Genomic DNA, 17,025 nt, shown 5'->3' with positions numbered 1-17,025 from the left:
ATTACGCCTGAATCATCTTCAGGGCAATCGCTTGAATATTTTCCTTCGTCAAGCCATAATGCTGGAATACTTCCGCGGTGGTTCCTGTAATCGCCGGCTCATCGGGAATTCCGATAATTTTCATCGGCACCGGACGGTATTGGACAACCTCCTCCGCCACTGCGGCGCCCAGGCCGCCGAAGATGCTGTGCTCCTCCAGCGTAATAATTCTTCCGGTCTCATCAACCGCGCTGCGGATGGCCTCCACATCCAGCGGTTTAATGGTATGCATATTCACCACGCGGCAGCTGACACCGTCTCCAGCCAAGCGTTCGGCCGCATCAAGCGCGATCCGTACCGTTTCGCCCGCTGCAATGATCGTAATATCCGAACCCGCCCGCATCGTTACCGCCTTGCCGATCTCAAACGGATAATCATCCGATTCATAGCAGTCCTGTACCGGGTTACGGCCGATACGCACATACACGCCGCCCTCGTAGTTCACCAATGCTTCCGTCATCTTCTTCGTCTCGTGACGATCGGCAGGCAGAATCACGGCAAGCCCCGGGATCGCGCGAGTGACAGCAATATCCTGCAGGGAGTGATGGCTCATGCCCAGCGCCCCGTAGCTAACCCCGCCGCTGATGCCGACCAGCTTGACGTTGGTTCCCGAGTAAGCGACATCAACCTTCACCTGCTCAATCGAACGCATGCTGAGGAAGCACGCCGGGGAAGTTACCCACGGCTTCTTGCCGCTGGCGGCCAGACCGGCTGCGATGCCGACGATATTTTGCTCCGCGATGCCTGTCTCTACGAACTGATCCGGCAAAGCCTGTACGAACGGCACCATGGACGCTGAACCGCGCGAATCGCTGGCCAGCAGAACAATATCCCGGTCCTGCTTCGCTTCAGCAAGCAGCGTTTCGCATAATGCTTGGCGGTTCGGTATCGTGTTGCGGGTGGCAGGAGTCGCCAAAAGCGTATTCACAGCAGTACCCTCGGTATGAATGGATTTTCCGGATTGACTCATTTCATCCCCTCCAAAGAAGCGGCTAACTCCTGCAACGCCAGTGTCAGCTCAGAATCGTTCGGTACATGGTGGTGCCAGTGCGGCACATTTTCAGCAAAGGAGACTCCTTTGCCCTTGGTTGTGTAAGCCATAAGGAGGGTCGGCTTGCCAGTCGTTTGCTTCGCCGCCTCCAGCGCATCGCACAGCTCGCCCAAATCATTGCCGTTGACCGCGACGACATTCCAGCCGAAGCTGGTCCACTTGTCCTCCAGCGGCTCCAGCCCCATTACATCCTCCGTGCTGCCGCTGATTTGCAGCTTGTTGCGGTCAATAATGCCGACCAGATTATCCAATTTATAATGGGCGCCGGCCATCGCCGCTTCCCAAACGGAGCCCTCCGCCTGCTCGCCGTCACCCATCAGGGTGTACACCCGGTAAGAACGGCCGTCCATCTTCGCAGCCTTGGCCATGCCGACAGCAATAGAAAGCCCGTGGCCCAGCGCCCCTGTATTCATCTCCACACCCGGCACTTTATTGTTCGGATGACCAATAAGCCGGGACCCGAAGCGGCTGAACGTCGCCAGCTCCTCCTTCGGAAAAAAGCCTTTATCCGCCAAAATGCAGTACAGTGACTCCACCGCATGCCCTTTGCTGGCGATGAAACGGTCGCGATCGGCCCATTTCGGATTCGCGGCGTCCACCTGCATAATGTTGTAATACAAGGCGGTCAGGATATCGGTGTTGCTCAGGGAAGAACCGGTATGCCCGGTTTTGGCATGGTAAATCATGTTCAGCAAATCCATGCGGATTTGCGCCGCTTTTTGTTTCAGCTCGGTAAGGTTCATAGGGCCTCCACTCCTTATGTTTTGTCGCTTCATTCCTTTATCTGCTCCCTTATATCTAAAAAACCAGGTGAAGAACAAAGCCCCTGCAGCCACAATGAAATCGTATGCCCCGTTGCTGCGAAAGCTTAACCGTCATTGTGCCCCGGCTGCTTTGCCTCCACCGGTCCTTCAAGCCTTCCTTCGGAATCAGTGTCCTCTATTTCCAATCATGTCCGCGCAGCCAGGCTTGAATCTCGGCCTCCGTCGGATCAACAGGGTCTGCCTTCAGACCAGGAATATAGGTACAGGCTTCGTACAGCGCCGCCACAACGTCCTCATGGATACCGACGGAGTGATGCACGTATGGCCCCTTCACCAGCTTCTCTTCCCACAGCGGCCAATCGTTTACTTCGACCCAAACATAGGAGCCGCGGGTATACGGTCCCGAGATGCCTTTCGCCTTGCCGATAAAAATGGAATATTCGCCATGGTCTCCGTCGAAACGGGCCAAGGTCATCAACCCGCCTTTGATCTCTCCCTCATGCGTGCCCGGCGAGTGATCGTCAAACAGGAAGTGCTTGCGCAGCTTTGGCTTCTCCTCCACGCTGAGCGACACCGGAAAGTTGCCGCAGTGGAACAGCAGCTCGCCGTTTGGATTGTCCGGATGACGTATCGTCAAATCGGCGAAGAAGGTCGGCTTCGTATTAAGCGATGCCGCTTGTACCATAATGGAAGTAATGGCCCCGTGAATATCGGTCTCGCACGTGACCGGAATCTGCTCGTCGGTCAAGATGGCGTTGGCCAAACACGGCATAATGCCAATGGCATCCTGCAGAGACGACCAGCATTGAATCGCAATTGCCGTGCTCTTGGTCTTCACTGCATAGTTCTTCATTGCAACCTTGAGAGCAGCGATTTTGCGGACCGCTTCTTCGCCGACCTCGGAGTAATCCAGCGTCTCGCGGATATACTTCATCGCATCTTCCAGCTCCGGGCTATCCTTCGCGGCTACCTTCTGGGTTGCGCGCTTGATGTCCTCCAGTGTAATCGGATAGACCTCGATGCCGAATCGTTCCAGCAGCTCGCCCTCGTTGCAAATCATCGTCCAGAACGAAGCAGGACGCGGTCCGATTTGCAGGATGCGCAAATTGTTGAACTGCTTCACCACGTTGGCGGCGGCGACGAAATTGCGGAAGCCGCGCTCAAACACCGGATCGTCTACAGCCGTGTTGGTAATATAAGTGAACGGCACATTAAAGCGGCGCAAAATTTTGCCGGTGGCAAACAAGCCGCACTGTGTATCGCGAAGACGCATTCCATCCTCAAGCGGCGCCTCGTCACGCGGCCCCCACAGCAGCACAGGCTTGCCGAGCGCCTTGGCCACACGTCCGACCATATCTTCGGTACCGAAGTTACAGTGCGGGAAAAATACGGCGTCCACAGCAGCATTCCGGAAATGCTCGATAATCTCCTCCGCATTGTACAAATCGTCGTACAACAGGCCTTCCTTATTTAACCCTTCCAGATCAATAATCTCGATCGGAAGATTGAAGCTATCCATTTTTTCACGAATGAGCACTTTGAATTTAAACGCATCCTCCGCACTGAATACAAATCGGCGTGTCGGAGCATAGCCGAGCCTGAGTTTTCCCAAGGACATAGTTGACGCCTCCTAATTGTTCTATATCGCACGCACCCGGACGGCCATGTAAGGCTTGCCTGGCATCGGAATACCGGTAACTCCGGAGAATTCCCCGTCGAGTGCGGTGATTGTCATATTCCAGGTATCAATAATCTCAATCCGGTAGCAGCCCTCTTCCGGCAGCGGCAGCTCCCGGTAAGCCGGACGGTGATTGTTGTAATACTGCAGATAGTACTTCCCTTCCACGCCAAGCGTTGGCACGTCGCGGAAGCTGTCCTGCGGCTGCAGATGAGCCGGCGCATCATCGAGGACCTTGCGCATGAACGCAAGCCGTTCCGGGCAATTCCCATACAGCCTGCCTCCCCGGGCCCACCAAATAATGTTCTCGGGATGCATGTAGGTTTCACCGTGGCCGCCGTACCCGCCGCGAGCGAAGCAATCCCAGAACTTGGCCGTCATCTCTTCACCGGAGATGTTGCCCCAGCGCTGCGGAAGGTTGCCTTCATAGCAGCATTCATCGACAACAATGGGCTTTTTGTACATCGTGCGCCAGGACTTCATCAGCGTCACGTCCCAATGCTGCATGCTTACATGCGTTACCCACGGCTTCGTATGGTCGTAATAAGTAATGCCGCCCGGATTGTACATGCTCGATCCGTTATGGAGCGATCGCAGGTGCTGATACGGGTCGCGCTCTACGACGATGCGGAAGAAGCGGTCCCAGTCGCTAAGTACTTTTTCCTTCATGAAATCAAATTCGTTGGCCAGCGCCCACCAAACGTTGCGGTATGCGCTAAGACGGGCAATGACATAACGCAGGTAGAAATCATCCGTTTCGGCCGGCATGCGGTCAAAGCCCCAATGACCGGTATCATAAGGATGGAACAGGATTAAATCCGCCTCAATGCCCAGCTCCTGAAGCTGTACAATCCGCTTCTCCAAATTGGCGAAGTATTCCGGATTAAACCGGGTCAAGTCAAACCCGTCCGCTTTCGAGCCGGCAAACGGGAAATAGTCGGGCTCATTGGAGTTAAAGCTGTACCGTTTCGGGAACAGGCACATCCGGATTTTGTTAAACGGCGACGTTTGCAGCGTCGCAAGCGTTTCTTCCTGCAGCGCCTGATCCTGGTGAGTCCATGCGTAACAGGTCGTTCCGAACGGGTGGTACACCGTCCCGTCCTCATAGGTAAAATGCAGCTCATCGTGTACCCGCACCGGACCATGGTTGCCCGCCATCGCGGGCGTACACTCGAATTCGCCGACGGCCCCTTGCAGCTCCGGGGTGCTGCTGGATACTTCGAACGTCCAGCGCCCTTCCGTGTCCGGCATAAACCGGATTTTGTAGGTACCGTTGCCGTCATAGAAGCCGTCCACCCGGATAACGCGCTGCTGATGCCGGAACTGCGCCGTCAGCGTAACGTCCTGGTACGGATTTCCCTCTGAAGGCCCGGTCAGGAGAAGCTCAAACAGGCCCCAGCGTTCAACTGTCGTACTGTACAGATTGGTATTCATCTCTATCACTCCTGATGACGATATAAGTAGAAGCTTGCGGATTAGCCTTTGATCCCCGAAGTCGAAATTCCTTCGACAAAATACTTCTGGGAGCTGAAGAAAATAATCAGACTCGGAATCAGTGACAGGACGGACATTGCAAACAGCACACCCCAGTTCGACTCACCGGAGGAATCCATAAACAGGCGCAGCCCAAGCGGAATCGGGTACAGCTTGGCAGTATTCAAATACAACAGCTGGCTGAAGAAGTCGTCCCAGCTTTGAATGAAGGTGAAAATCCCGGTTGTAATCAGCGCCGGAACAGCCAGCGGCACAATAATTTGCCAGTAAATGCGGATTTTCCCACAGCCGTCGATCGTTGCTGATTCATCAAGCTCCTTCGGCAGACCACGGATAAACTGCACCATCAGGAAGATGAAGAACGCATCGGTTGCCAGCCATTTCGGAATGGTCAGCGGGTAATACGTATCAATCCAGTTCAGCTCTTTGAACAAAATGTACTGAGGGATAATGGTTACGTGATGCGGCAGCATAATCGTAACGAGCATCAGCGCAAACCAGAGCTTCTTTAAATCGAATTCGAGCCGCCCGAACGCGTAAGCGGCCATCGAGCATGCAATCAGGTTACCGATGACGCTTAAAATCGAAATAATGAAGGAGTTCATCATAAAAGTCGGAAAGGTGACACGCGCAATACCCGCCCAGCCTTTGGTATAGTTCTCAAACGTAATTTCCTTCGGCCAAAGGCTTAAATCGGTAAAAATCAGATTGGCCGGCTTGAGTGAGCTGCTGATGAGCCACAAGATCGGGTAAAGCATGAAGAGGCCAAGAATAATAATGACGCCGTGCAGCAGCAGTTGTTGAATTCGATTTGATTGTGCCATTCTTATTTCCCCCCGTCCCCGTAGTGCACCCAGAGCTTCGATGAAGCGAACAATACTGCGGTGAACATACCGATGATAACAAGCAGTACCCATGCCATCGCCGAAGCATAGCCCATCTCATAGAATGCAAAGCCCTTCATGTACAGGTACAGCGTGTAAAACAGCGTGGAATCCATCGGGCCGCCTTGACCGCCGCTAATAATGAAGGATTGGGTAAACGCCTGGAAGGAACCAATCAGCTGCATTACCAAATTGAAGAAAATTACCGGAGTCAACAACGGAATCGTAATGTGCCAAAATTGTCTCAGCTTGCTCGCCCCATCAACCTGGGAGGCTTCGTAGAAATCCTGTGGAATCTGCTTGAGACCGGCCAGGAAAATGATCATGGACGAGCCGAACTGCCATACCGACAAAGCCACAATGGAGTAGAGTGCGTAATCGGGATTCGCAATCCAGTCAGGCGCCTCAATTCCGAACATCAGCAGGAACTCGTTGACAACACCCGAGCCGCCGAAGATTTTACGCCACAGCACGGCAATCGCCACACTGCCCCCAAGCAGCGTCGGCAAGTAATACATCGTCCGGTAAAAACCGACGCCGCGCAGCCCTTTGTTCATAATGACAGCCACCAGAAGGGCAAAGCCCAGCTTCATCGGCACAGAGGAGAATACATAAATGAAGGTAACCTTCAGAGATGTAAGAAAGCGAGGGTCCGCCGTAAGCATTGTTGCGTAGTTCTCCAGCCCGATATATCGAGGCGGAGAGATAACGTCGAATTTCGTTAAAGAATAATAAAACGAGCTAATCATCGGCCCGATAGTCAGGACGATTAAACCGATTAGCCACGGAAGCAGGAACAAATATCCGACTGCATTCCGTTTCCACAGCCCTTGCAGAAAGCCGGTCTTCTTTACCGTTGATGCATTCTTTGTTGCAGATGTTACCGAGCCCATATTCTGCACCCCTTTGCAATGCCTTAATGTCCATGTGTGTTGAGGAAAAGCGAACCCGGACATGTGCTTTATCCGGGTCCGTCTGAATTCCTGTTCTTATTGTTTGATGACTTTTCCAGCGATGCTGAGCACTTCATCCGCGGCTTCGGAAATGGTTGCTTTGCCGAAGGCCACTTTTTGGCTCATATTTACGAGTGTGGATTCAAACGCTTTTCCGTTCGGAATCTCGCGGTCAGGGGACCGGGAATTTTTGGCTGCAATGTCGATATAACCATATACCTTCTTGTCTACTTCACTTGCATTCGCTTTCAGAGCCTCACGCGCTTTGGAGGACCCTGGTACGCCGCGCTCACTGCCGAGAATTTTGGTTGCTTCCGGATCGTTGACCATGAAGCTGATGAACTTAGCCGCTTCCTTCGGATACTTCGTTTTGCTATTGACAGTCATGAACTGGCTTGGCTGAAGCCACAGACCTTGAGCGGAGCCTGCGCCGCCTTTTGGAGGCAGAACGACCTTGATTTCATCCTTCATCGCTTTCTGGTATGCGTTGATTTGGTTGGACCAAACCAGATGCATAGCCGTTTTGCCTTCTACAAACGAAGAGTTCTCCGGTGCTTCCGTATAGGCTGCTGTAATATCCGCCGGCGGCGTGCTGCCCGCTTTGCGGAAGTTGTCCCACATGGTGAACCAGTTGGCAATCTCTTCCTTGCCCAAGCCTACCTTGCCATCCTTATAAAGCGTTTTATTGCTTTGACGAGCAAAGTAGTTCAGATACAGAGGCAGGCGGGATTCATCGACCGCACCGTAGTAGCCTTTGCCAAGCTTCTGGGTCAGCTCGGCGGCATACTTGCCGAACTCTTCCCAAGTCCAGTCGCCTGTCGGCGGCTGCATGCCGGCTTTTTTAATCAGCTCCGTATTGTAGGCAATGCCATAAGCATTGGAGCCGAGCACGATCCCGTACTGCTTGCCGTCCATTCCGCCGGATTCAATGCTGGACTTCTCGAAATCGGCAACATTAATTTCTTTGCCCATGTACGGAGTCAGATCCAGCAAAGCATTTTTCGTCACATAATCAGGAAAGTTATTTCCAAGCTGGATCAGGTCCGGCGCGTTGCCGCCGGCCACCTGGGTGTTCAGCTTGTCAAAATAACCGTCACTTCCCATATATTCACCGACAATTTTAATATTCGGATTTTGTTTCTCGAACAGCTCAATAACCTTAAGGGTTGCATCGTGACGGGCTTGGGCGCCCCACCACATCATGCGCAGCTCAACCTGGCCGGACCCGCTTTCACCCGCTGCGGAACCGGTGTTTGCACCAGTTTCGCTACTTCCGCCGCCCGGGGAACATGCAGCCAGCAGGATGATTGTCATGACCATCGCTACCATAAAGGACACATTACGTTTTAGCTTCATTCGATTGCCTCCTCAAGATGATGTACTAAACTTGTTTAATCTTCATGCCTGAACGCAAACCCCTCTTTGAAAACGCTGTCAATTAGAGCAATTAAACTTTCAAAATCACCTCCTTAGCGATGTAAATCAGCGATTTTCTCCGTATTAAAGCCCTTACACAAGCTGACAAGCAGGTTTGCTGTTTCCCCCAAATCATAACATCCGATTTCGCTAAACGTCAATCTCTTTTAGTAAATATTTTTATTTTATTTACTTAATTTTTACTAAAAAAGTTTACTCCCTCAACAGACGTCCGCTAAAATCCAACTTCGATTCGTCACAATTCGACTTTTATTCGACAAATATATTGTGTTTAAGAAAGCACGATCGCCACCTTGTATACCATATAGAGATGTAGTACACTAAAATTGTTTAGTTTAGTTAAGTTGGATTCAAGGCCTTGATTAAGGAGTGGTCAACCAGCGTGAAAATGAAAATGGAAGATATTGCGCGAATTGCCGGAGTTTCCAAGTCGGCAGTGTCCTTGGCGCTTAGCGGGAAACCGGGAATCAGTGAAGAAACCCGTGCAAAAATAGTAAAAATCGTAAAGGAGAGCGGATACGTGCCGCGGCCTATGGTAAAGGCCGAGAAGATGTACGGGCTGACCAATACCCTTCGTTTTGTGGCATGCACCAATTCCGGCATCGTCTTGGAGCAATATTACAAGCAGCCCTTCTTTATGGAGCTTATTCACGATATCGAGGAGCAGAGCCGTTTGCGTGGCTATTCCTTGTTCTTCTCCTCCATATCCACCGACGATTTGGAGGAAGCGTTCGCGAATTTGGAGCAGGAGCACGAATCCAGCGGCATGATTTTGCTGGGCACGAACCTGACCCAGGAGCAAATCCGGTTTATTGCGAAGAAGCAGCCGAATTTGGTCGTGCTGGATACCTGCTACGACACGCTGAATGTGAATTTTATCGTCATGAACAATGTGATGGGCGCTTATCAGGCCGGCCGCTATCTGCTTGACCTAGGGCACCGCCGCATCGGCTATGTGCAGTCCAACTCGCGCATGTACAATTTCGATGCACGCATGCGGGGCTTTATGCAGGCGCTGGAGGAAGAGCAGCTGACTGTAGATGAGCCCGTGTCGTTCTCGGTCTCGCCGACAGCCATCACCTCCCAGGAGGAATTTAAGCACAAGTGGTCCAAGCTGAACGGCAACTGGCCGACAGCCTTGTTTTGCGAGTGTGATTACATCGCTATCAGCGTCATCAAGTCGCTTACGGAGCTTGGAATCCGCATTCCCGAGGACATCTCCATTGTCGGGTTCGATAACATTCAGGAATCCACTATCATTGCCCCCGAGCTGACGACTGTTCATGTGGAGAAGGGCAAAATTGCCGAGATGGCCGTCACCAAGCTGCTTGATTTGGCTGAAAACGGCGATTCCGTCAAAATCAAATCCCTGATTGACACCCAGCTCGTTATTCGCAAATCGTGCAAGCCTGTAAGCAGCCATGTTCCGGCCCTTCATCCCGCCGGCGAATAAGACAAACGCCCCTTTTCGTTCACCTGTTTTTGTATGATTCGCCGGGCGATCATCGGCAAGCTTCCCAAGAAACGCATCAGCCTGTTCTCCGGCTTGATCGCGGACCGGTACGGGGCGGACACTGCTTTTTTCATCTGCGGGCTGTGCGCGCTCGTCAGCAGTCTGCTCGTACTGGTACTGTATTGGAGACAAAAAAAGCCGCCATCCTCGTTTTGCCGGACAACATGCAATACGAGGCGCATAAGAAAACCGGCGCTCCCCGCTTCATCGCGGGCAGAGCGCCGGTTCTATTTTTTACAGCTGCACCTGGGTGCCGCCCTTCACTTCCACGATATCCCCATCCACGCTGAGCCACAGGCTGTGCGCATTCGGATTGTATACAAAATCCTGCGCCGCCGAGAACCGCAGCCGGCTGTACGACTTCACATAATCAACGATTTCAATATTGGTTGCGTACCAAATATCGTTGCGTCCGCCGATAAATTCGCAGAACTGCTCCATCAGCTCCCAGTTGTTGTCGTTATCGAACTCGTAGCTGTGGCCCCAAACGTACATCAGATACAAATATTGCGTCTTGTCCAGTCCTGCGAAGGCTTCCGCATGCTGCATCAAATTCCGGTTATGATGGCAGGTGCCCTTCCACTCCAGCCAGTCATCCGGGAGGCCGAAGCCGCCGGTCGTCTCCACCACACGCGAATATTCGATGCCGAGGTGCGGCAGCAGATCCTTGATTTGGCTTGTATAGGAGCCGTTCGGATACGACATGCCCCGTACCGTATAGCCGAACAGCCGCTCCAAATTTTTGCGGTCCTCGAAAATTTCGTGAATAAGCTGCTCTCGCGGGCTGCGGGCAATCGTCGGGTGCGTCAGCGTGTGAGCCGACACCTCATGCCCTTTGTAAAGCGCCACCGCTTCCTCCTCGGTCAGCCGCTGCCGGGCGCCAAGCGTCCCGAACATGCCCGAATTGATGTGAAATGTCCCTTTAATGCCGTTCCGGTTAAATATATCGACCAGACGCACATCCGCTTCCACCCCATCGTCATAGCTCATGGTCAGCGCCTTGTGCTTCCCTTCGGGGTAGCAGAGCAAAATCTTTTTAGGCATGTCTCTCACCTGTCCTTTTCCTGAATGTTAGAGCTCAGCTTCTTTTATGGTGCGATTCATTTTGCGGGCTTGTACGATCAGCATCACGAAGTGAAGCACGAACACGCCTGAAATGATGTGAAACACAATCGGAATCCCGAAATTGCTGGCCATCACACCGCCGAACAGCGCGCCGATCACATTGCCTGCGGAATTGGCGCTGGTGTTGTAGGCAAACACGCTGCCTTGCAGGCTTATCGGCGTCATTGCGCGCAGCAGCGAGCTGATCGAGGGCACAAGCCCGCCGACACAAAGGCCGGATAAGAAACGCAGGCCCATCAGCACCCAGGCGTTGTCTACACTGGCTTGGGGAATGTACAGAACGGCGATCAACATCAAGCTGATCAGCAGCACGCGCAGATGCCCGTACTTATCGCCAATCCGGCCCAGGAACGGCGAAGCGATCATCGTTCCGAGCGCACTTGATGCGAAGATGAGCCCAGCCATAATCTCAATATGATTCTCAATGTGCATGCTTTTGACATAGAGCGTAATGATCGGGCTGATGCTCTGAAAGCTGAGCGCGATCAGAAACGTAGAAGCGAACAGCGTCACAATGACCGGCGACTGCTTCATCACATCGCCGAACTGCAGCTTGGGCGCAGCCGCGGCTTTCCCCTGTGTGCCAGGCGCAGAAGCGCTGTTTTTTTGAAACAGGGAAGACAGCTTAAACGGCGGGTATTGCTTCGTTTCCTGAACGCCGAGCAGCACCAGAATCGAGGCCACGAGAATAAAGAAGCCGGTAAAAAAGAACGAGTTGCGCATACCGAGCCATTCGGCCAGCACCCCGCCCAGCAGCGGCCCGAACAGCTGTCCGCTGACGAGTCCGGTCTGCAGCGTTCCGAGCGCCTTGCCGACCTGCTCCTTCGGTGTCTCCATCGCCATCAGGGCAACGGCCGAGGTTTGGAAGCCGTTCATCACTCCGAACAGCGCCCGCAGCAGCAGCAAATGCACCGGGGTGCCGACCAGCCCCATCGCCGCAATGACGAAGGCCATGCCGAATCCGGAGCGGAGCATCGATTTTTTTTGACCGTACTTGTCCGAGAATTTGCCCCAGAACGGCGATACCAGCGCGATCATCACATGATTGATGCCAAAAATAACCGCGGCCCAGAGCGCGGCCTCCTTCACATCGTGAATGCCGAGCTCCTGCACATACAGCGGCAGGAACGGGACAATCATACCGATTCCGATAGAAACAAAAAAACTGCCGAACCACAAAATATAAAGATTGCGCTTCCAAGCTTCCATTAGGCGTGACCTTCTCTGCTTGTAATGGTGTTCTCTACTAATGTATGTACAAATGCCCGCCCCGTCAAGAAGTTAACCCGGCTTCACTTGATTACGAAGCATAACCGGCCGCCGCCCCGCCATAGGCGTGAGCTATAAACCAAGCCTCCGTACAAGCGTTATAATGCGCGTGACTGTGGTCAGCCACTGTATGAAATAGCGAACGTATACTGGCGCTGCTGCTTATTGCCGAAGCAGTCAAGACACGCAAGTCCCGATAAGTATTTTTTCTCCCAAGGGCGGCGAGGCGATTTGTCTCTATGTAAACAAAGCAGCCGCCAGGCTTCACCGCCCCAATTTCAGGAGGACAGGTTCAGCCTTTGAAGCTGCCCGAACGCTTCGCTTGTACCGGACCGTTTCACTGATGGCTTCAGGGCCGAAACAGCCCCCAAGCAGCCGCCCATCCCCATGAATAGAAAACACTTCGCATTTGAGCTGTGCTCAAGCTGGCTCCCTTATTGATACTCCGGGAACAAACTACAGAAATTGAGCACAATCGTAATGAAGCCAAAAATAATATGGAGAAAAAACAACGACACGGCAATATCGAAAACATGAGGGAAAATCAGGAAGCTTACGCCCATCAACAGCGCCAGCCAATTCGGCCACGATGTTCTCCCCGACCGACCGATCGCCAGCAGGGAGCAAACACACTGGATCGCCCCCATCAGCACACAGGTCAGCAGCGCGCTGCGGTGATCCGTAAAATCAAAGAGCCATGGAGTAAATGCCAACCATACGCCAATCAATGCCGAGCACACATTTTTGACTGTCATGGTCCCACCTCCCGAAGATGTCTTCATTATCTATATGCAAACGCTTTCATTGATGTGATTGATCCCACAGTCCTCACGCCCATTTTGGAGAAATTTGTGTGTCCGTCCGCCGGTACGCAAAAAACAGCCATCAGGAGCGTAGCATTCAGCTCTTGATGGCTGCTTCTTGTGAATCGGCATGTCTGCGGGCAAATCGGCGGGCAAGCTTCCCTGAGCAAAGTAATGATTTGCATCGGCCGTACCGCTTGTCAGCCGAACAAACCCGTTACTGCGCAAGCCGCCCCCTTGCTACTCCAATGCTCCTGGGGCATGCTTGAACTGGTTGTACACCATCCGGCGGTACAAGCCCTCCTTGCGGAGAAGCTCGTCATGCGTGCCGGACTCTGCAATCGTCCCCCGGTCAATCACCCGAATCATATCCGCATCCCGAATCGTATTCAGCCGGTGCGCGATAATAAAGCTGGTCCGGCCCTGCATCAGCTTCAGCAAGGCGTCCTGGATATGAAGCTCGGTCCGCGTATCGATGCTGCTGGTCGCTTCATCCAGAATCAGAATGGACGGCTTGGCCAGAATAGCCCGGGCAATGGCAAGCAGCTGCCGCTGTCCCTGGCTCAAGCCGCCGCCATTTTCAGACAGCACCGTATCGTACTGCTTCGGGAGCCGGCGGATAAAGCCGTCCGCATTGGCCATTTCCGCAGCCTCTGCAACCTCTTCATCGGAGGCGTCCGGCTTGCCGTATTTAATGTTGTCCCTGATCGTGCCGGAGAACAAATACGTATCCTGCAGCACGATGCCGAAGCAGCGCCGCAGGCTGTCCCGGGTATAGTCCCGGATGTCTCTGCCATCGATCGTAATGGTCCCGCCGGTCACATCGTAAAATCGGGTCAGCAAATTAATGATTGTCGTTTTGCCCGCTCCGGTCGGACCGATGAACGCGGTGCTGCTGCCGGCCGCCGCCTCGAAGCTGACCTCCTTCAAAATCGGCACATCCGCGCGGTAGCCAAAGCTGACGCGATCAAACACGACGCGGCCAACCGGATGCTTGAGCTCCACGGCCCCGGGCCTATCCGCCGTCTCTTCTCCTTCGTCCAGCACCTCAAACACCCGCTCCGCTCCGGCTACGCCCGACTGCAATATGTTATAAATGTTCGCCATATCATTAAGCGGCCGGACGAACTGGCGGGAATAGCCCAGGAAGCTCGCAATCAGCCCGACAGTGATTGCGCCGTTCACAGCCATGATTCCGCCCGTCACCGCCACAGCCGCAAAGCCGATATTGTTGATGACACCGAGCAGCGGCATCATATACCCGGAATAAATTTGCGCCTTCAAGCCCACCTCATACAGCCTGCCGTTCATCTCTTCAAAATCGTTTACCGCTCTAGCCTCATAATTGAAGGCCTTCACGACATGCAGCCCGGAAATCGTCTCTTCAATATGACCGTTCATCCGGCCAAGCTGCGCCTGCTGCTCTTTAAACAGCTTTCCGGTGCGCCTCGTAATGGTCCGGCCAAGGAAATACACCATAGGCACCGTAACTAGACTGGCCAGCGTCAGTACCGGGCTGAGGACAATCATCATGACCAGAGATCCCGCAATGGCGATGAGTCCCGACATCAGCTGGGTTGTGGATTGAGAGATCGTGCTGCTTACATTATCGATATCGTTGGACAAGCGGCTCATCATTTCACCATGAGGGCGGCTGTCAAAATACGTCAGCGGCAGCTTCTGCAGCTTGGCAAACAGCGTCTGCCGCAAATTGGCGACGATTCGCTGGGACACCCCCGCCATCAGCCAGCCCTGCAAAAAATTCAGCACCGCATCGGTCACATAAGCAGCCCCGAGCGCCAGTACAAGCAGGCCCAGCAGCTTCGGCTGCACCGTGCCCGGTCCGCCGCTGTCTGCGCCCCCCATCGCATCCACCGCCTGCCCGATCAGCCATGGCGCGGTCATGGCAATCCCGGCCGTCGCAAGCAGGAACAGGAAAATCACTGTGAGCAGTCTCCGCTCGCTCCCTACGAACGACCACAGTCTGCGCAGCGTCGCGGTGAAATTTTTCGGCCTCGCCACCGGACCTCTTGGCCTTCCGCCAAATCCGCCCGGCCGGCCGGCGGGACCCTGCATAGGCGGCAAATCCGGAGGGGCTGCGGTGCCGGGGCGGTCATGCGCTGCTGCGCCTTCATTCGGCTTTGACATTCGTAAGCGCCTCCTTGCCCAATTGGGAATGTACAATTTCCTGATAGACGCGGCAGCCGGACAGCAGCTCTTCATGCGTGCCGATACCGGCCACCCTGCCCTCATCGAGCACCACGATTTTATCGGCGTCCATGACAGAGGCAATACGCTGGGCAATAAGCAGACAGGTTAATCCGCGGGTATACGCTTTAAGCGCCGCTTTGATTTTCCCCTCCGTTACCGCATCCAGCGCACTGGTGCAGTCATCCAGAATGAGAATCCGCGGCTGACGGACGAGGGCTCTGGCGATCGACAAACGCTGCTTCTGCCCCCCGGACAAATTAACGCCCTTCTGGCCAATCCGCGTATCATAGCCCTCCGGCTGAGCCGCAATAAATTCGTGCGCCTCCGCCACCTCCGCCGCCCTACGGGCTTCCTCCGGCGTGGCGTCCTGCTTGCCCCACCGGATATTTTCCAGAATCGTCCCGGAAAAAAGCACCGTCTTCTGCGGCACGATCGAAATGATGCTGCGCAGCTGCTCCGGCTGCACCGTAGTGACATCTACGCCATTAACCTTGACCTTGCCGCTTGTCGCATCATAGAACCGGGGAAGCAGATGCACAAGCGTGCTCTTGCCGGAGCCCGTGGAGCCAATAATCCCGACCGTTTCTCCGGGCATACAGGTGAAGGTGACCTCCTTCAGCACCCTCCCTTCCGGCGTTCCGTCGTAAGAGAAGCTCACCGCCTCGAAGTCAATCCGGCCGGACATTCCCGCTTGCAGACTCGCGCCTTCCTGCCAGCGCATGGCGCCTTCCTGCCCGAACACCTCGCCAATCCGCAGGGCCGAGGCTTTGGCCCGCGCAAACATAATGAACACCATCGACACCGTCATCAGCGCAAACAGCACCTGCGTCATATAATTGACAAACGCGACAATGTGGCCCACCTGCATACTGCCGTCCTGGACGCCGGCCCCGCCGAACCAAAGCACCGCGATAATCCCCAAGTTGACGGTCAGCACAATCGCCGGATTGAAGATGGCCATCGCCCGCATCGCCTGCTTGGACAAGTTCTGAAAATCCGCGTTCGTAGCTCTGAATTTATCCACTTCATCATCAAATCGGTTAAATGCACGCACAACCCGCACACCGGACAAATATTCCCGCATGAGGCCGTTTACCCGGTCCAGCGCCTTCTGCACCTTCATAAAGCGCGGGAAGCCCGCCTTCATGTTCAGCAGAATTAACAGCCCCACGAGCGGCACAACAACAGCCAAAATAACCGCCAGCTGCGGATTCAGACGCGCCGCCATAATCAGTGCGCCCAGGCCGAGCAAAGGCGCTTTTACAAAAATGCGCATCAGGCCGTTCGTAAAGTTTTGCACCTGCGTGACGTCGCTGGTCAGCCGTGTAATAAGCGAGGCCCGCTCGAACCGGTCCATATTGCCGAACGAGAACGTTTGAATTTTGCGGAACAAATCGGACCGCAGCTCGGTCCCGAACCGCTGCGACACCCGGCTGGAAATCAAATTGCGGCCTACCGCCGCCAGCGCCCCGAAGGCAGTGATGAGCAGCATAAGCCCCCCGTACTGAAGCACGACCTCCATGCGGCTCTTGGCCACACCTTCATCGATAATGTGTGACATCAGCGTCGGCAGCATCAAATCGCAGAGCGCCTCGCACATGACAAATGCAATGGAAATGAAAAAGCCGGGCCAATATTTCCGTGCATACTTTCGCAAAAAAGACATGCCGTCCCTCCTACGCCGCTGAAATGATATGTAATTATCGTCATATCCAACATACTCCTTTCTTCCCTCATTGTCACCACAAAAATATAAAGTCATGACCGGATCGCTGAATCCGCCTATTCAAATGAAAAACCTTCC

The 17,025-nt window shown here is 53.9% G+C and carries 13 protein-coding genes; 1 reads left to right on the top strand and 12 read right to left on the bottom strand.

Annotated elements, in window-relative coordinates; genetic code table 11:
- Window position 1: 1 nt before the first annotated feature.
- From WBG83_RS15235 to WBG83_RS15205, 7 genes are all read right to left on the bottom strand, one after another.
- Window positions 2-1,009 carry a transketolase family protein gene (locus WBG83_RS15235; protein WP_336746012.1) on the bottom strand — a complete coding sequence of 336 codons (1,008 nt, stop codon included), beginning with the start codon at window positions 1,007-1,009 and terminating at the stop codon, window positions 2-4.
- The gene (locus tag WBG83_RS15230; protein ID WP_336746011.1) at window positions 1,006-1,833 is read right to left on the bottom strand and encodes a transketolase; all 828 of its coding nucleotides are present in this window, start codon (window positions 1,831-1,833) and stop codon (window positions 1,006-1,008) included. Before WBG83_RS15230 ends, WBG83_RS15235 begins: the two co-directional genes overlap by 4 nt.
- 196 nt (window positions 1,834-2,029) lie before the next feature.
- On the bottom strand, window positions 2,030-3,466 hold the full coding sequence (locus tag WBG83_RS15225; RefSeq protein WP_336746074.1) for an L-fucose/L-arabinose isomerase family protein: 1,437 nt from the start codon (window positions 3,464-3,466) through the stop codon (window positions 2,030-2,032).
- A gap of 27 nt (window positions 3,467-3,493) precedes the next feature.
- Window positions 3,494-4,966 carry a DUF5605 domain-containing protein gene (locus WBG83_RS15220; protein ID WP_336746010.1) on the bottom strand — a complete coding sequence of 491 codons (1,473 nt, stop codon included), beginning with the start codon at window positions 4,964-4,966 and terminating at the stop codon, window positions 3,494-3,496.
- A gap of 41 nt (window positions 4,967-5,007) precedes the next feature.
- A complete protein-coding gene (locus WBG83_RS15215) occupies window positions 5,008-5,850 on the bottom strand; it encodes a carbohydrate ABC transporter permease (RefSeq protein WP_336746009.1) in 843 nt (280 codons plus the stop codon).
- Window positions 5,851-5,852: 2 nt separating this feature from the next.
- Window positions 5,853-6,803 carry a carbohydrate ABC transporter permease gene (locus WBG83_RS15210; protein ID WP_336746007.1) on the bottom strand — a complete coding sequence of 317 codons (951 nt, stop codon included), beginning with the start codon at window positions 6,801-6,803 and terminating at the stop codon, window positions 5,853-5,855.
- 96 nt (window positions 6,804-6,899) lie between these two features.
- On the bottom strand, window positions 6,900-8,219 hold the full coding sequence (locus WBG83_RS15205) for an ABC transporter substrate-binding protein (protein WP_336746005.1): 1,320 nt from the start codon (window positions 8,217-8,219) through the stop codon (window positions 6,900-6,902).
- 469 nt (window positions 8,220-8,688) lie between these two features.
- Between WBG83_RS15205 and WBG83_RS15200 the strand changes: the two genes are divergently transcribed.
- A complete protein-coding gene (locus tag WBG83_RS15200) occupies window positions 8,689-9,753 on the top strand; it encodes a LacI family DNA-binding transcriptional regulator (RefSeq protein WP_336746073.1) in 1,065 nt (354 codons plus the stop codon).
- 294 nt (window positions 9,754-10,047) lie between these two features.
- Here the strand turns inward: WBG83_RS15200 and WBG83_RS15195 are convergent, their stop codons facing one another.
- The 5 genes from WBG83_RS15195 to WBG83_RS15175 all read right to left on the bottom strand — a co-directional run bounded on the left by WBG83_RS15195 (window position 10,048) and on the right by WBG83_RS15175 (window position 16,887).
- Window positions 10,048-10,857, bottom strand: coding sequence for a polysaccharide deacetylase family protein (locus WBG83_RS15195; RefSeq protein WP_336746004.1), 810 nt, complete (start codon window positions 10,855-10,857; stop codon window positions 10,048-10,050).
- 27 nt (window positions 10,858-10,884) lie between these two features.
- The gene (locus WBG83_RS15190; RefSeq protein ID WP_336746003.1) at window positions 10,885-12,147 is read right to left on the bottom strand and encodes an MFS transporter; all 1,263 of its coding nucleotides are present in this window, start codon (window positions 12,145-12,147) and stop codon (window positions 10,885-10,887) included.
- A 494-nt stretch (window positions 12,148-12,641) separates the two neighbouring features.
- Window positions 12,642-12,962 (bottom strand): SPW repeat domain-containing protein, encoded by a 321-nt coding sequence (locus WBG83_RS15185; RefSeq protein ID WP_336746002.1) that lies wholly within the window; start codon window positions 12,960-12,962, stop codon window positions 12,642-12,644.
- Window positions 12,963-13,250: 288 nt separating this feature from the next.
- Complete coding sequence (locus WBG83_RS15180) at window positions 13,251-15,158, bottom strand: ABC transporter ATP-binding protein (RefSeq protein ID WP_442955841.1); 1,908 nt, start codon at window positions 15,156-15,158, stop codon at window positions 13,251-13,253.
- Complete coding sequence (locus tag WBG83_RS15175; protein ID WP_336746000.1) at window positions 15,142-16,887, bottom strand: ABC transporter ATP-binding protein; 1,746 nt, start codon at window positions 16,885-16,887, stop codon at window positions 15,142-15,144. Before WBG83_RS15175 ends, WBG83_RS15180 begins: the two co-directional genes overlap by 17 nt.
- Window positions 16,888-17,025: the final 138 nt, after the last annotated feature.

This window comes from Paenibacillus sp. y28, from assembly GCF_037137075.1.
Lineage (GTDB): Bacteria > Bacillota > Bacilli > Paenibacillales > NBRC-103111 > JBBBNV01.
The sequence above is the reverse complement of the archived record's forward strand: the minus strand, read 5'-3'. Positions and strand labels throughout refer to the sequence as shown.

What these genes read in the sequence shown, in the direction of transcription:
- WBG83_RS15210 (WP_336746007.1), bottom strand. Translation starts at nt 6,803, where the DNA reads ATGGGCTCGGTAACATCTGCAACAAAGAATGCATCAACGGTAAAGAAG.
- WBG83_RS15235 (WP_336746012.1), bottom strand. Translation starts at nt 1,009, where the DNA reads ATGAGTCAATCCGGAAAATCCATTCATACCGAGGGTACTGCTGTGAAT.
- WBG83_RS15190 (WP_336746003.1), bottom strand. Translation starts at nt 12,147, where the DNA reads ATGGAAGCTTGGAAGCGCAATCTTTATATTTTGTGGTTCGGCAGTTTT.
- WBG83_RS15230 (WP_336746011.1), bottom strand. Translation starts at nt 1,833, where the DNA reads ATGAACCTTACCGAGCTGAAACAAAAAGCGGCGCAAATCCGCATGGAT.
- WBG83_RS15195 (WP_336746004.1), bottom strand. Translation starts at nt 10,857, where the DNA reads ATGCCTAAAAAGATTTTGCTCTGCTACCCCGAAGGGAAGCACAAGGCG.
- WBG83_RS15220 (WP_336746010.1), bottom strand. Translation starts at nt 4,966, where the DNA reads ATGAATACCAATCTGTACAGTACGACAGTTGAACGCTGGGGCCTGTTT.
- WBG83_RS15180 (WP_442955841.1), bottom strand. Translation starts at nt 15,158, where the DNA reads ATGTCAAAGCCGAATGAAGGCGCAGCAGCGCATGACCGCCCCGGCACC.
- WBG83_RS15215 (WP_336746009.1), bottom strand. Translation starts at nt 5,850, where the DNA reads ATGGCACAATCAAATCGAATTCAACAACTGCTGCTGCACGGCGTCATT.
- WBG83_RS15200 (WP_336746073.1), top strand. Translation starts at nt 8,689, where the DNA reads ATGAAAATGGAAGATATTGCGCGAATTGCCGGAGTTTCCAAGTCGGCA.
- WBG83_RS15185 (WP_336746002.1), bottom strand. Translation starts at nt 12,962, where the DNA reads ATGACAGTCAAAAATGTGTGCTCGGCATTGATTGGCGTATGGTTGGCA.
- WBG83_RS15205 (WP_336746005.1), bottom strand. Translation starts at nt 8,219, where the DNA reads ATGAAGCTAAAACGTAATGTGTCCTTTATGGTAGCGATGGTCATGACA.
- WBG83_RS15175 (WP_336746000.1), bottom strand. Translation starts at nt 16,887, where the DNA reads ATGTCTTTTTTGCGAAAGTATGCACGGAAATATTGGCCCGGCTTTTTC.